The sequence below is a fragment of the Micromonospora sp. NPDC049523 genome (genome assembly GCF_040676775.1).
Lineage (GTDB): Bacteria > Actinomycetota > Actinomycetes > Mycobacteriales > Micromonosporaceae > Micromonospora_G.
The window spans coordinates 376969-390790 of the sequence record NZ_JBFAPP010000002.1 but is presented as its reverse complement, the minus strand read 5'-3'; the positions used below and the strand labels follow the sequence as shown (position 1 = coordinate 390790).

The 13822-nt window shown below is 70.0% G+C and carries 13 protein-coding genes; 6 read left to right on the top strand and 7 right to left on the bottom strand.

Translation table 11 applies throughout. The features are described from left to right. Positions 1-6 precede the first annotated feature (6 nt). Complete coding sequence (locus AB0J90_RS04320; protein ID WP_363592010.1) at positions 7-468, bottom strand: hypothetical protein; 462 nt, start codon at positions 466-468, stop codon at positions 7-9. 191 nt (positions 469-659) lie between these two features. Here AB0J90_RS04320 and AB0J90_RS04315 point away from each other — a divergent pair, with 191 nt between their 5' ends. Further along, the gene (locus tag AB0J90_RS04315; RefSeq protein ID WP_363592008.1) at positions 660-2192 is read left to right on the top strand and encodes a CehA/McbA family metallohydrolase; all 1533 of its coding nucleotides are present in this window, start codon (positions 660-662) and stop codon (positions 2190-2192) included. A 268-nt stretch (positions 2193-2460) separates the two neighbouring features. Next, positions 2461-5967: a family 16 glycoside hydrolase gene (locus AB0J90_RS04310; RefSeq protein WP_363592006.1), complete on the top strand. Its 3507-nt coding sequence runs from the start codon at positions 2461-2463 to the stop codon at positions 5965-5967. A 60-nt stretch (positions 5968-6027) separates the two neighbouring features. On the opposite strand, the gene AB0J90_RS04305 is transcribed toward AB0J90_RS04310, so the two are convergent. Beyond that, the gene (locus AB0J90_RS04305; protein ID WP_363592004.1) at positions 6028-6909 is read right to left on the bottom strand and encodes an alpha/beta hydrolase; all 882 of its coding nucleotides are present in this window, start codon (positions 6907-6909) and stop codon (positions 6028-6030) included. Between the two features lie 114 nt (positions 6910-7023). On the opposite strand from AB0J90_RS04305, the gene AB0J90_RS04300 reads away from it, so the two are divergent. Then, positions 7024-7479, top strand: coding sequence for a MarR family winged helix-turn-helix transcriptional regulator (locus AB0J90_RS04300; protein ID WP_363592002.1), 456 nt, complete (start codon positions 7024-7026; stop codon positions 7477-7479). A gap of 243 nt (positions 7480-7722) precedes the next feature. Beyond that, positions 7723-8361 carry a hypothetical protein gene (locus tag AB0J90_RS04295; RefSeq protein ID WP_363592000.1) on the top strand — a complete coding sequence of 213 codons (639 nt, stop codon included), beginning with the start codon at positions 7723-7725 and terminating at the stop codon, positions 8359-8361. A 128-nt stretch (positions 8362-8489) separates the two neighbouring features. On the opposite strand, the gene AB0J90_RS04290 is transcribed toward AB0J90_RS04295, so the two are convergent. Then, a complete protein-coding gene (locus tag AB0J90_RS04290) occupies positions 8490-8687 on the bottom strand; it encodes a hypothetical protein (RefSeq protein WP_326556538.1) in 198 nt (65 codons plus the stop codon). A gap of 196 nt (positions 8688-8883) precedes the next feature. On the opposite strand from AB0J90_RS04290, the gene AB0J90_RS04285 reads away from it, so the two are divergent. Next, positions 8884-9882, top strand: coding sequence for an aldo/keto reductase (locus AB0J90_RS04285; protein ID WP_363591998.1), 999 nt, complete (start codon positions 8884-8886; stop codon positions 9880-9882). A gap of 25 nt (positions 9883-9907) precedes the next feature. Continuing rightward, entirely contained in the window at positions 9908-10255 is a 348-nt protein-coding gene (locus AB0J90_RS04280; RefSeq protein ID WP_363591996.1) for a hypothetical protein, read from the top strand. On the opposite strand, the gene AB0J90_RS04275 is transcribed toward AB0J90_RS04280, so the two are convergent. Genes AB0J90_RS04275 through AB0J90_RS04260 form a run of 4 tightly spaced genes read right to left on the bottom strand, consistent with a single transcriptional unit; the run spans position 10242 to position 13739 of the window. Further along, positions 10242-10889, bottom strand: a complete 648-nt coding sequence (locus tag AB0J90_RS04275) for a response regulator transcription factor (protein WP_363592183.1) — start codon at positions 10887-10889, stop codon at positions 10242-10244. The genes AB0J90_RS04280 and AB0J90_RS04275 overlap by 14 nt on opposite strands. Positions 10890-10903: 14 nt before the next feature. Beyond that, positions 10904-12250, bottom strand: a complete 1347-nt coding sequence (locus tag AB0J90_RS04270) for a sensor domain-containing protein (protein WP_363591994.1) — start codon at positions 12248-12250, stop codon at positions 10904-10906. Then, positions 12247-13017, bottom strand: a complete 771-nt coding sequence (locus AB0J90_RS04265; RefSeq protein WP_363591992.1) for an ABC transporter permease — start codon at positions 13015-13017, stop codon at positions 12247-12249. The genes AB0J90_RS04270 and AB0J90_RS04265 overlap by 4 nt, the downstream gene beginning before the upstream one ends. Further along, on the bottom strand, positions 13014-13739 hold the full coding sequence (locus AB0J90_RS04260; protein ID WP_363591990.1) for an ATP-binding cassette domain-containing protein: 726 nt from the start codon (positions 13737-13739) through the stop codon (positions 13014-13016). The genes AB0J90_RS04265 and AB0J90_RS04260 overlap by 4 nt, the downstream gene beginning before the upstream one ends. Between the last annotated feature and the right edge of the window lie 83 nt (positions 13740-13822).

Sequence of the window (13822 nt, the reverse complement as noted above, 5' to 3'; positions counted from 1 at the left end):
CGTCGCTCAGCGACCGGTGTCGGCGCCGCGGTCGCCCTCGACCGCCCGAGGCCCGTCCCCGCCGCCCAGCGGAGCGGGTGCGCCGCTGGCCGGAGCCGACCCGGTGCCGAAGATCTTTTCGAGCTGGGCGACCAGTACGGGGTCGTCGAGGCGGGTCGAGCCGGTGATCTCGATTTCGTTCTCGCCGCTGCGCAGCCTGATCGACCGCGCGTTGGCCCGGTTGATGTACGCGACCGCGATCTGGGCGATCGCCCCCATGGTGGCGGCCGAGAAGACGCCGCTGACCACGAGCATGCCGAGTTCCCACGCCTGGGGTGACTTGCCGGGGCCGACGGCGGTGGAGCCGGCGTGCCCGACCCGCAGTCCACGGACCGTACGGAGGTCGTCGGCGAGCCCTCCGGCGAGTGCGTCCAGCCGTTCGGCCGCGACGGGTGTGTGCGGTTCGATCGCGACGGCGACCTCGGACATCGTGATACCTCCCACGGCTCGCGCGCGTCTACATTGAACACCACCGAGGCCGCTGCGGTGTCGCCACCGACCGGGTGACCTGCCGTGGGGCGACGTACTCGGACATCTCGATCATTGTTCACTTACTGGTGGTTTTTCCGTACCTCTGCGGGCCTAGCGTCGGCCCGACCGTCAACAATGCGGAGGTACGCATGTCTTCCGGAGACCTGACCCGGCGCAACCTGTTGCGTACCGGTGGCGTCCTGGCCGCTGGTGCCACGATCAACCTGCTTCCCGGCGTCGCGTTCGCCGCACCCAGCACCGACGAGACCGGCACGACCGGTACGACGCAGCAGACCAAGACCGTGACCGGCACCTTCACCCCGAGCATCGACGACTGGTACTACCTGCCGGTCCAGGTGCCGCGCGGGGTGAACCAGATCGACGTCGTCTACTCGTACGACAAGCCGGCCGTCCCCGCCGGCACCCGGGGCAACGCCTGCGACATCGGCATGTTCGGGCCGGAGGGCCACCAGCTCGGCAACGAGCGCGGCTTCCGGGGCTGGTCCGGCGGTTTCCGCGACCGGTTCTCGATCAGCGCCTCGGAGGCGACGCCGGGTTACCTCGCCGGACCGATCACGGCCGGCACCTGGCACGTGATCCTCGGCCCGTACACGGTGGCGCCGCAGGGGCTGAACTACCAGGTGCAGATCACCCTGCACTTCGGCCCGCAGGGCAAGCCGTTCAAGCCGAACCCGGCCCCGGCGACCGCTCCGGCGAAGCAGCGCGGTCGGGCCTGGTACCGGGGCGACGCGCACCTGCACACGGTCCACTCCGACGGTCGCCGTACGCCGCCGGAGCTGGTCGCCGAGGCCCGCGCCGCCGGCCTGGACTTCATGGTTTCCACCGACCACAACACGTCCAGTTCGTCGTTGCAGTGGGGCGAGCACGCCACCGACGACCTGCTGATCCTCAACGGGGAGGAGGTCACCACCCGGTCCGGGCACTGGCCGGCGATCGGGCTGCCGGCCGGCAAGTGGATCGACTGGCGTTACCGGGCCGCCGACCCGGCCGACTTCCGCCGCTTCACCGAGCAGGTGCACAAGGCCGGTGGCCTGGTCACCGCCGCACACCCGTTCGCGAACTGCTTCGGCTGCACGTACGAGTTCGGGTACGAGATCGCGGACCTGGTGGAGATCTGGAACGGTCCGTGGACCGACGAGGACCAGCAGGCGGTCACCCACTGGGACGGCCTGCTGCGGGCGGGTCGGTGGATCCCGGCGATCGGCAACTCCGACGCGCACAGCCCCGGCCAGACCGTGGCGCTGCCGCACACCGTCGTGTACGCCGACAACCTGCGCCGGGAGCCGCTGCTGGCCGGGCTGAAGGCGGGCCGGTCGTGGCTGGCCGAGTCGTCGGCGGTGAACCTCTCCTTCACGGCGAGCGCCGACGGTCGTACCGCCGGGATCGGTGAGCGACTGAAGGCGGAGATCGGCACCCCGGTCACGGTCGAGGTGGCGGTCTCCGGCGTACCGGGTACGACGGTGACGATCCTCGACCAGCTCGGCAAGGAGTACACCGAGCCGGTGCCGGACAGCGGCACCGCGACGGTCCGCTGGACCACCTACCCGCGCTACAGCCGCTGGGTACGCGCCGAGGTGCGCCGCGCCTCAGGTGGCCCGAACACCACCACCCCGAACGCGATGGTGGCGCTGACCAACCCGATCTTCCTCGGCCGCGACTGAGTCCTGTGCCGCTCGCCCCGCCGGCCCGTGCCGGTCGGCGGGGCGAGCCACCGGAGACTTTTGTATCCGTCGATCGGAAGTTGTGCCGATCGACGCGAAAGGCGTAGCGAATTCGACGCGTGTCGATTAGTGTGACGCCAACCTCAGCGCGACGTATCGGCGAAGTTACATCGTCGGCGTGGCTGGCCTCCGAGTCGGTGTCTCCGGGCCAGTCCTCGACGGGGCGTCGCATGTGGACCGTCCCGTCCCACCGCGCCCAGGAGACACCATGGACAGACGATGGCTTCGCCATGCCCTCGCAGTTGCCTCCCTCGCCCTGGTAATACCCGCCACCCTGCCCTCGCCCGCCTCGGCGGGCCCGATCCGTGCCGCCGCGCCGGTCCACGCCACAGGCCCACTGTCGGCGCTGGCCCCGCCGCCGCAGGAACCCGGCGTCACGCTGCGGGTCTTCGACGTGCAGGTGCCGCTGGAGGAGATCTGCGTACTCAAGCCGGGGCAGACCCCGAACGTCGACAAGCTGATGCCGACGATCAACTGGACCACCACCGCGGACTTCGGCGGGATCGCCGACAACTTCGTCACCCAGGTGATCGGCAACATCAACGTTCCCCAGGCGGGCGCGTACAACTTCCGGCTTTTCAGTGACGACGGGTCACGGCTGACCATCGACAGCACCGTGGTGATCGACCACGACGGGCTGCACGGCGCGAACCCGCCGGTCGACGGCTCGATCACCCTGACCGCGGGTTACCACTCGCTGCGCATCGACCACTTCGAGCGCGGCGCCGACCAGCAGATCACCCTGCACTGGCAGCCGCCGGGCGCCTCGTCGTACGTGCTGGTGCCCAACTCGGTGCTCAGCACCGACTCCGGCGTCGTACGGGTGACCGCCCCCGGCCAGAAGCAGTGCGAGGCGAGCACCGACACCCCCGGCGACGGGCTGCCGCTGACCTCGGTGCACCCGAGCTACAACCTGACGAACCTGCGCCCGAACGGCTTCCAGCCGCAGGTCACCGGGATGGACTTCTTCCCCGACGGCCGGCTGGCGATCACCACCTGGGGCGGCACCGACAACCTGCTCGGCGAGGTCTGGATCCTGGGCAACACCACCGGCAACACCGGGCCGGGCCAGGTGACCACGCAACGGGTGGCGAGCGGGCTACGGGAACCCCAGGGCATCAAGATCGTGGACGGCAAGATCTACGTGTCGGAGAAACACCGGCTGACCGAACTCAACGACACCAACGGCGACGGGGTGACCGACGACTACCGTACGGTCGCGACCTGGCCGTTCGGCGGTAACTTCCATGAGTTCGGCTTCGGCCTGCTCTACCAGGACGGGTTCTTCTACCTGAACCTCTCCGTCTCGATCAACCTGGGCGGGAACACCACCGACCCGCAGCCGGCCCCGAACCGGGGCACCACCATCAAGGTGAACCGGACCACCGGGGCGGTCAGTTACGTCGCAGGCGGTCTGCGTACGCCGCACGGCATCGGCTGGGGTCCGGAGGGCGGCATCTTCGTCACCGACAACCAGGGCGGTTGGCTGCCGTCGTCGAAGCTGCTGCACGTCAAGCAGGACCGGTTCTTCAACCACTACATGAACCCGGCGGGCCCGTTCGACTCCCGTCCGGTGACCCAGCCGGTGCTGTGGATGCCGCAGAACGAGATCGCGAACTCGCCGAGCACCCCGGTCTACCTGAACACCGGCACCTTCGCCGGCCAGATGCTGATCTCCGACGTGACGTACGGCGGGATCCAGCGGGCGTACCTGGAGAAGGTCAACGGCGAGTACCAGGGCGCCCTGTTCCGGTTGACGCAGGGCCTGGAGGCGGGGGTCACCGAGCTGACCCAGGGGCCGGACGGCGCGATCTACGCCGGTGGGCTCGGTGCGGGCGGCAACTGGGGCCAGGAGGGCAAGCTCAGCTACGGATTGCAGAAGCTGACCCCGAACGGGGCGAACACGTTCGACATCCTGGCGATGCGGGCGACGGCCACCGGTTTCGAGATGGAGTACACCCAGCCCCTGTCGGCGGCGACCGCGGCGGCGCTGGCCACCTCGTACAAGGTGCAGCAGTGGCGCTACCAGCCGACCGCGGCGTACGGCGGCCCGAAGCTGAACCTGCAGACCCTGACCGTCTCGTCGGCGACCCTGTCGGCGGACGGCAGACGAGTCAACCTGGTGATCAACGGTCTGCAACCCGACCGGGTGGTGTACGTCCGTTCGCCCCGCCCGTTCACCTCGAACACCGGCCAGTCGCTGTGGAGCACCGAGGCCTGGTACACCCTGAACAACATTCCCGGCACCGCCGCCCAGCCGAACCTGGCGCTGGGCAAGGTGGCCACCGCCGACTCGTCGTGCAAGGCCGACGAGGGCCCGGCGAAGGCGGTCAACGGCAGCGTCACCGGCGGTGTGCTGGACAAGTGGTGTTCGACCGGCACCTCGAAGTGGCTCCAGGTCGACCTGGGCCAGGCCCAGACGGTGAACCGGCTGGTGCTCCAGCACGCCGGGGCCGGTGGTGAGCAGGCGTCCTGGAACACCCGCGACTTCACCCTCGCGACCAGTACCAACGGCACCACCTGGTCGACGGTCGCCACGGTCACCGGCAACACCGCCTCGACCACCACCCACAACATCACCCCGGTCCAGGCAAGGTACGTCCGGGTGAACATCACCGCGGGTGAGCAGGCCGGCGGCAACGCCGCCCGGATCTACGAATTCGAGGCGTACGGCGGGTCGGCTCCGCCGCCGACCACGAACCTGGCGCTGGGCAAACCGGCCACCGCCGACTCCTCGTGCAACGCCAACGAGGCCCCGGCGAAGGCGGTCAACGGCAGCGTCACCGGCGGCGGCACCGACAAGTGGTGTTCGCTCGGTGCCTCGAAGTGGCTCCAGGTAGATCTGGGACAGGCCCAGTCGGTGAGCCGTTTCGTGGTCGCGCACGCGGGCGCGGGCGGGGAGAACACCGCCTGGAACACGCGTGACTTCACGATCGCGACCAGCACCAACGGCACCACCTGGTCGACGGCGGCCACGGTCACCGGCAACACCGCCTCGACCACCACCCACAACATCACCGCGGTCCAGGCCCGCTACGTCCGGCTGAACATCACCGCGGCGACGAGCACCACCGACAACGCGGCCCGGATCTACGAGTTCGAGGCGTACGGCACCGCGGCGCCGCCGACCCGGATCAACCTGTTCGACGGCACGAACCTGTCGGCGAACTGGGAGCACACCAACGGGGCCGCGCCGACCTGGCCGGTGTCGAACGGTTCGGCCGAGGTGCTCGGTGGCGATCTGCGTACGAAGCAGAGCTTCGGCGACTTCAAGCTGCACGCCGAGTTCTGGATCCCGAACCTGCCGCCGGAGGTCACCGGCCAGGCGCGCGGCAACAGCGGCATCTACCTCCAGGACCGGTACGAGTTGCAGGTGCTGGACTCGTTCGGCGACACCACCCCGGCCGACAACGAGTGCGGCGGTTTCTACCAGAAGCGGGCCCCGGACAGTAACCGGGCGACGGCGCCGGAGACCTGGCAGACGTACGAGATCACGTTCCGGGCGGCCCGGTGGAACGGGACCACCAAGACCGAGAACGCCCGGGTGACCGTGGTCTGGAACGGCGTGACCGTGCACAACAACGTGGAGATCGACGGTTCGACCGGTGGCGGTGCCGCCGAGAGCCCGGCGATCGGTCCGATCAAGCTCCAGGACCACGGCGACGCTGGCGCCAACGTCCGTTACCGCAACATCTGGATCGAGCCTCAGAGCTGAGGCCGGACCCGGCGGCGCGGGGCCAACGTCGTCCCCGCGCCGCCGCCTCTCCCCCGTGCGCTATGCCGTGAAGTGGGCGCGCAGGAAGTCGCCCGCCCTGCCCAGAGCGGCGTCGGCCTCACCGAGTACGGCCGCGAACGAGTGGAACACGTGCGGCACCTCCGGTGTCACCTCGAGCGTCACCGCGACGTCGGCGCTCGCCGCCACGGTGGCGAGCCGGGTCGCGTCGTCGAGCAGGATCTCGTTCGACCCGACCTGGATCAGCAGCGGCGGCAGCCCGGCGAGGTCCGCGAACACGGGGCTGATCAGCGGGTCTTTGACACTGTGGCTGCCGGCGTACCCGGCGGCCCGCTCCCGCAGGTTTTCCTCGCTGAGGATCGGTTCGGCCGCGCGCTTGGCGCTCATGCTCGCCCCGCTCAGAGTCAGGTCGGCCCACGGCGAGATCACGAAGGCCGCGACCGGCAGCGCAATGCCCTCGCCTCTCAGCCTCACCAGGGTTGCCAGGGCCAGACCACCGCCCGCCGAGTCTCCGGCGATCGCGATCCGGTTCGCCGGTACGCCGCTGTCGAGCAGCCCCCGGTACGCGGCCACCGCGTCTTCGAGCGCCGCCGGGTACGGGTGCTCCGGCGCCAACCGGTAGTCGACGTTGACCACCCGCGCCCCTGCCCGGCGGCCGAGGTCGGACGAGAGCCCCGCGAACGCCTCCGCGCTGCCCAGCGTGTACGCGCCGCCGTGCAGGTAGAGGATGACGTCCTCGGCCCCGGTCCGCTCGATGTCGACCACGGGTACGCCGCCGAGCGTCGACACCTTCGTCCGGGCTCCCTCGGCCAGCGGCAGCGCCCGCATCAGCTGGTCGTACCCGGCCCGCTGTTCGGCCAGGCCCTCCCGCGCCGGGGCCTGCCGGATCATCTGGTCGAGCGCGATCCGCTGTTCCCTGCTCATGATCCATCTCCATCCGACCCCGTGAGGGGCTCACTACCTAGACTCGACGTGGTGGTGCCTCCGGCCCAACAAGTTGCCACGGAAGTTAATTCCACGGAATCTAAGTGCGGTGTGATGGATCTCAAGCAGCTCTTCACCGACCTGGTACGCCTGGAGACCGAGATGTGGAACGCGGTCGACCAGCGTCTGCGCGCCGAGTTCGATCTCCCGCTGGGCAGGTACGACCTGATGCAGGTGATCGCCCGTACCGAGGGGTGCCGGGTGTACGACCTCGCCCGCGAGGTGTCGATCACGGTCGGGGCCGCCAGCAAGAGCGTCGACCGGATCGAGGCGAACGGGCTGTGCGTACGCCGACCGCACCCCGTGGACCGGCGCTCCTCGATCATCGAGCTGACCCCCGCAGGTGAATCCCTGCTCGCCGAGGCCACCGCCACGGTCGAGAACGAACTCGACGTACGGCTCGGATCGGCGCTGCCGAAGCGCGACCTCGAACACCTCGGCGCCACCATCGGCACCCTCCGCGCCGCCGGAGCCCGCGCCGACGGCGACGTACAGGCGCAGGGGCGCTGATCACCGACCTGCTGCCGGCGCCAACCGCTGGCCGAACCGGCCCGACCGCAGGGGATAGAGTAGGTCCGCGTCGTTGATCGTCAGCTGCTCGGGGCGCACGACCACACCGTTGACAGTGTGCACGGCCAGCCGACGATCAGCGCGACGCGGCCGACGACCCAGCCGTACACCAGCGGGATCGCCTCTCGGAGTCGTACGTCCGGGATCTGCTCGGACAGCCCGGCGCCCCGTGACGATGGGCGAATGAGCCGATCCGACGACGCGCCGATCAACCGACGAACAGTTCTCCGCACGGGCGCCCTGCTCGGCCTGGGTGCCGGCGGCCTCCTCAGCACGGGTGCAGCCGAAGCGGGAACAACCCCGAGCAGCGGCCTCCTGCGTACCGACCCCACCGGGGCGTACGGCGACGCGCCCTCACCCGCGCTCGCCGCCCGGTCCGACCAACCCTCCGGCCTGTACGTGAGCGAGTCCCCCGGCATCACCCCGGCCCGTACGCCGTTCGACCCGAAGGCGCGCCCGGAGCAGGGCGTGAACGTGACCCGACGACTGTCCTTCCGCAACAGCTACGGTCCCCGGATCCAGATGGTCATCGCCTACTACAGCCCGGTCACCTGCTCGGCCTGGGGAATCTGGGGAACCCGTGGCTGGTGGATCCTCGACTCCGGGCAGACCGCCCTGGTCCTGATCACCGACGTCAGGGTCGCGTACTTTTTCGCCGAGGCCGCCGACGGCGCCTTTTGGGCCGGTTCGGACCCGACCATGTTCGCGCCCGGTTTCGCCTTCGACTCGTGCATCTGGAACCAGCGCATCGGCGACCGCCACCTGGGCCTGCGCGGGGTCGACATCCGCGCGGAGAACTACACCGTCAACCTGACCCCCTGACGCCCGTCCGCTGCCCCTGCTCGGGACCACCCTGCTGCACGCTCCCCCACCGGCAACGTGCAGCAGGCCTCGGGGACAACCGACGCGAACCAGCGGACGAGTTGACGGACAAGCCGTGGGCGGGCCGATCACCCGACGTTGCGCTGTGCCGCCAGGCCGCTGGCGCGTACGCGGGTCGCCCAGGTCAGTTGGGGGCAACCGTCGCGGGTGCACTGCCGGCAGGTGCCGGGTTGCCAGCTGTTGCCACCGGGCTGGTGCTGCTGCCAGGTGAGGTCGGCGGACGCACGGATCACGCCCGCGTTGATCGGCTCCTGGTTGCGGCTCATGGCGATGACTCCACTCCTTGTGACGATCGCGCTACCCTCGATCAAAACGTGTACGGGCGCCCGGCGGAACTGTCCGGCCGGTCAATCGTGAATGTCCTTCGGATATCAACTAGGTCCTATGCCCGGCCGGAGACGCTGCTGGGAGGCCCTGCCGGACACTCCCGGCGATCCGCGCGGCCTACTACCGTGTTGAACCATGGACAAGCGCACCCTCGGCACCAACGGCCCCCAGGTCTCCGCCATCGGTCTCGGCTGCATGGGCATGAGCAGCGGATACAGCGATCGGCCCGACCGACAGAACATGATCTCGCTGGTCCGCGCCGCCGTGGACCGTGGCGTCACCTTCTTCGACACCGCCGAGGTCTACGGCCCGTACGTCAATGAGGAACTTGTCGGTGAGGCGCTGGCGCCGTACCGCGACCAGGTCGTGATCGCTACCAAGTTCGGCTGGGACATCGATCAGGTCGAACTCAAGTCGACCGGGCGGGTGATCAGCCGCCCCGACCACATCAGGAAGGTCGTCGAGGGCTCGTTGCGGCGCCTCGGTGTCGACACCATCGACCTCTACTACCAGCACCGGGTCGACCCGCAGGTGCCGATCGAGGACGTCGCGGGCACGGTCGGGGAGCTGATCGCGGCCGGCAAGGTGAAACACTTCGGCCTCTCCGAGGCGGCGGCCGGCACGATCCGTCGCGCGCACGCCGTCCAGCCGGTGGCCGCCGTGCAGAGCGAATATTCGCTGTGGTGGCGTCGCCCCGAGGAGGACGTGCTCGCCACGTGCGCGGAGCTGGGCATCGGCTTCGTACCGTTCAGCCCGCTCGGCCGGGGTTTCCTCACCGGCACCATCACCGCGTCGACCAGCTTCGACCCGAGCAACGACATCCGCAGCAGCATCCCGCGGTTCGCGCCGGACGCCCTCGAACACAACCGGGCCGTGGTCGACCTGCTCACCGGCATCGGCGAGCGCAGGGGCGCCACCCCCGGCCAGATCGCCCTGGCCTGGCTGCTGGCGCAGCAGCCGTGGATCGTCCCGATCCCCGGCACCACCAAGCCGCACCGGCTGGAGGAGAACCTGGCCGCCGCCGACATCGACCTGTCCGCCGACGAACTCGCCGAGATCGACAGCGCCGCGTCCAAAATCCAGGTCCAGGGCGGCCGCTACAGCGACGCCGCCGAGAGCCTGACCAACATCTAGTACGCGCCCGATACCCTCGGCGATCGTGGACGACCGGGAGCAGCAGTACACGAGGTACCGACAGGACCGTGCCGCGCTGGCTGCGATCGGGGCGCACCTTGACCCTCAGGTCGGTCGGGTCAGCGTACGGTTGCCCCGGTCTGTAGCGGAGGCGGCGGTCGCCGCGTGGGAGCGCGACGAGCCGGGTCAGACCGGCGAGGAGAGTCGCGAGGAGTACGACCTGCGTGCCGACGCCGCCGCGTTGGCGTTGATCGGCCTGGCGATCGCGTCGCGGGGCGTGTGGGACGGGGACGAGGTCGTGGTCGACCTGGACGTCGTCCAGGTCGCGGCGGCCTTGCAGGCCCCGAGCCCAGGTGACATCAGCCGCCGCTGACGTGGCGCAGGACGGCCAGGACCCGGCGGTTGTCGCTGTCCGAGGACGGCAAACCGAGTTTCGCGAAGATGTTCGCCACGTGTTTCTCTACGACTCCGGAAGTGATGACAAGCGCCGCCGCGATCCCGGCGTTGGATCGTCCCTCGGCCATCAGCGAAAGCACCTCACGCTCCCGTGGGGTCAACGACGCCACCCCGGTCGTGTCCTGCCCGGCCCGCATCAGGTGGCCGACCACCTCGGGATCCAGCGCGGTGCCACCTGATGCCACCCGGGTCAACGCGTCCACGAAATCGGCGACGTCGGCGACCCGGTCCTTGAGCAGGTATCCGACGCCGGCCGGCCGGTCGGCGAGCAGGCGGGTCGCGTAGCGGGTCTCCACGTACTGGGAGAACACCAGCACACCGACGTCGGGGTGGTCGCGTCGGATGTCGATCGCGGCGCGCAGTCCCTCGTCGGTGTGCGTCGGCGGCATCCGGATGTCGACGATGGCTACATTCGGTACGTCGGCGGCAACCGCGGACCGCAACGCATCCGCGTCGGCCACCGCCGCGCACACCTCGAAACCTCGGTCGGTGAGCAGCCGGACCAGCCCTTCGCGCATCATCGCGGCATCCTCCGCGATCACCACCCGCATGTCGTCGCCTCCGTTCATACCGCTGTGGGCAGCTCGATCTCGACCCGGGTCGGACCGCCGGTCGGACTGCGTACGCGCATCCGTCCGTCCACGACGGCGATGCGGCGGGCCAGGCCGGACAGGCCGGGACCGTCCGGGTCCGCCCCGCCGATACCGTCGTCGTCGACGATCACCGTCAGGCGCTCGCCGGACCGGACGACGCCGAGCCCGATACGGGTCGCCCGGCTGTGTTTGGCCGCGTTCGCGAGCAGCTCGGAGGCGCAAAAATAGGCGATGGTCTCGATCGCGGGCGCCGGGCGGTCGGGCAGCTCGACGTTCACCGCGACCGGGATGGCGCTGCTCGTCGCGAGCGTCGCCAGCGCGTCGCCGAGACCGTTGTCGAGGACCGGTGGGTGGATCCCGCGCACCAGATCGCGCAGGTCCGCGAGGGCATCCTTCGCTCCGCGGTGGGCGAGCGCGACCAGTTCGCGGGCCTGCGCGAGGTCGGGTGGCGGGCCGTCGGCACCGAGCTTCTCGGTCGCCATGCCGAGGTTCATCGCCAGCGTCGCCAGCCGGATCTGCGCGCCGTCGTGCAGGTCCCGTTCCAGCCTGCGCATCATCGCGGCCGCGTCGTCGATCGCACGGGCCCGGGTGACCTGCAGTTCGCGTACCCGTTCGGCAAGCCGACGCGGACCGAGCAGCCGTCGCATCGCGGCAAGGTCGAGTGTCGTACCGGCCCGCATCAGCCACGGTGCGACCAGCAGCATGGCGAGGCCGGCCGCGGCGACGAGGAACGTGCCGGCGAGTGTCCGCGTACCGATAGCGCCGAACGGCGTCAGCGCCCACACCGGTCCGAGGCGTGTTCCGGGCGGGTGGTTGCGAAACAGTGGCCACCACACCGGGTAGCTGAGGTTGACCAGGCCGAACACGTAGCAGAACACGCCGTAGCCCTGGGGGATGGACAGTGGCACCTTGAGCAGGCCGTACCCGACGGCGCGCCAGCCCGGTCCGTCGGAGACCACGGCGCTGATCCGGTTGGAGAGCCGGGGCGGCGGGGCGTCCACGTGCACGCCGAGCAGCCGGTCGGCGAGTGAGCGATGCACGGCTCCCATCGCGCGTCCGATCGGGGCGGCCAGCACGAACAGGAGCGCGATGGTGAGCGGGACCAGGACCAGGAACACCGGCGCGACGGTAGGCGCGGGCTGGTCGGACATGGCTCCGGTCGCCCAGAGTACGAGGACGCCCAGGGCCGGCCCGATCGCCGGTACGCACAGGATCGCGGCCGCACTGACCACGCCGACGACGCAGAACACCGCCTGGCGCAGGGCCAGTGTGGTGAACGGAGCGCGCAGCGCGGTCATCAGCCCATTGTCGCTGCTCACGCGTCACGGTAGCGGAGCAGGACGCCGCCGCACAGAATCGCCACCGCCGCGTACCCGCACATCAGCAGCGCGCTGACCCAACTGGAGAACAGCCCGGGTACGGGCGAGGTCACCGCGATCGAGTTGAGCAGCATCAGCAGCGGGACGAAGCGGCCGACCTGGATTCCACTCTCGCCGAACAGGCCAGCCACGATCATCGGGACGAACATCAGACCGAACAGCGTGCCGATCGCTGCGCCCGAGTGCCGCACGATCGTCCCGATGCCGACCCCGATCAGCGCGGTGACGCCCAGATACACGCCGGTCAGTACGACCGCGCGCAGGATCACCGGGTCTGCGAGGGATGCGGCCGGGATGGCGGTGCCGCGGATCGCGAGCTGCCCGCTCAGATAGCCGGCGAAGCTCGCGACCAGGCCGACGGTGAGAGCCGCGCCGCCGCACACGGCGACCTTCGCGGCCAGGACGGTCCGACGCCGCGGTACGGCGGCGAACGTCGAGCGGATCATCCCGGTGCCGTATTCGCCGGTCACCACCAGGACGCCGAGCGCTCCGAGGAGCAACTGGGCCACGATGGCGCCGCCGAGGCTGTTGTTCAGGATCTGGGCGGCGGTGGCGACCGGGGTGTGCGATCGATAGCCGAGTCCCACCCCGGCCCCGGCCACAGCCATCGCGACCACCGCGGCGATCGCCAGCCACCAGGTCGACCGGACGCTGCTCAGCTTGATCCGCTCCATCCGGGCGGCGTGCCGGAATCCGTACCCGTTCATGGCGCTCCCACTCCGCGATAGTCGGTAGCCTCTGAGGTGAGCCGGAAGAACGCGTCCTCCAGGCTGTCGTCGCCGGCGGCAAGCTCGGCGACGGTCGTCTCGGCCAGCAGCCGGCCACGTCCGATGACCACCAGCCGGTCGGCGGTCAACGCCATCTCGGCAATCAGGTGGCTGGAGACGAACACCGTCCGGCCTTCGGCGGCGAGTCCGCGCAGCAGGTCCCGGATCCACCGGATGCCCTCCGGATCCAGCCCGTTGACCGGCTCGTCGAGCAGGAGAACGCCCGGGTCGCCGAGCAGGGCCACAGCGACGCCGAGCCGCTGACGCATGCCGAGCGAGTACGTACCGCCACGCCGGGTTGCCGCGTCGGACAGACCGACGATGCGCAGTACCTGCTCGACCCGCGAACCGGGGATGTCGTTGCTCGCGGCCAGCGCGGTCAGGTGCGCCCGGGCGCTGCGGCCAGGATGGAACGCCCCAACATCGAGGAGCGCACCGACCGTCTTCAACGGCCAGTTCAGGTCCGGGTACCGGACGCCGCCGACCAGTGCCTCGCCATGGTCCGGGGCATCCAGGCCGAGGATCATCCGCATCGTCGTCGACTTGCCGGACCCGTTCGGGCCGAGGAAGCCGGTCACCACCCCCGGTTGCACCAGGACGCTCAGCCCGTCGACGGCGATCTGGTCGCCGTACCGTTTCGTCAGCTCACGTAGTTCGATCACATGATCGACGCTAGGCAACGCCGTCGGCGGTCAGAAGCCGGAAACCATCCGACTCCACCCGGGGGTTTTCCGCCCCCATCACG

What these genes read in the sequence shown, in the direction of transcription:
- AB0J90_RS04275 (WP_363592183.1), bottom strand. Translation starts at nt 10,889, where the DNA reads ATGCGGGTGGTGATCGCGGAGGATGCCGCGATGATGCGCGAAGGGCTG.
- AB0J90_RS04320 (WP_363592010.1), bottom strand. Translation starts at nt 468, where the DNA reads ATGTCCGAGGTCGCCGTCGCGATCGAACCGCACACACCCGTCGCGGCC.
- AB0J90_RS04305 (WP_363592004.1), bottom strand. Translation starts at nt 6,909, where the DNA reads ATGAGCAGGGAACAGCGGATCGCGCTCGACCAGATGATCCGGCAGGCC.
- AB0J90_RS04285 (WP_363591998.1), top strand. Translation starts at nt 8,884, where the DNA reads ATGGACAAGCGCACCCTCGGCACCAACGGCCCCCAGGTCTCCGCCATC.
- AB0J90_RS04295 (WP_363592000.1), top strand. Translation starts at nt 7,723, where the DNA reads ATGAGCCGATCCGACGACGCGCCGATCAACCGACGAACAGTTCTCCGC.
- AB0J90_RS04290 (WP_326556538.1), bottom strand. Translation starts at nt 8,687, where the DNA reads ATGAGCCGCAACCAGGAGCCGATCAACGCGGGCGTGATCCGTGCGTCC.
- AB0J90_RS04265 (WP_363591992.1), bottom strand. Translation starts at nt 13,017, where the DNA reads ATGAACGGGTACGGATTCCGGCACGCCGCCCGGATGGAGCGGATCAAG.
- AB0J90_RS04300 (WP_363592002.1), top strand. Translation starts at nt 7,024, where the DNA reads ATGGATCTCAAGCAGCTCTTCACCGACCTGGTACGCCTGGAGACCGAG.
- AB0J90_RS04310 (WP_363592006.1), top strand. Translation starts at nt 2,461, where the DNA reads ATGGACAGACGATGGCTTCGCCATGCCCTCGCAGTTGCCTCCCTCGCC.
- AB0J90_RS04315 (WP_363592008.1), top strand. Translation starts at nt 660, where the DNA reads ATGTCTTCCGGAGACCTGACCCGGCGCAACCTGTTGCGTACCGGTGGC.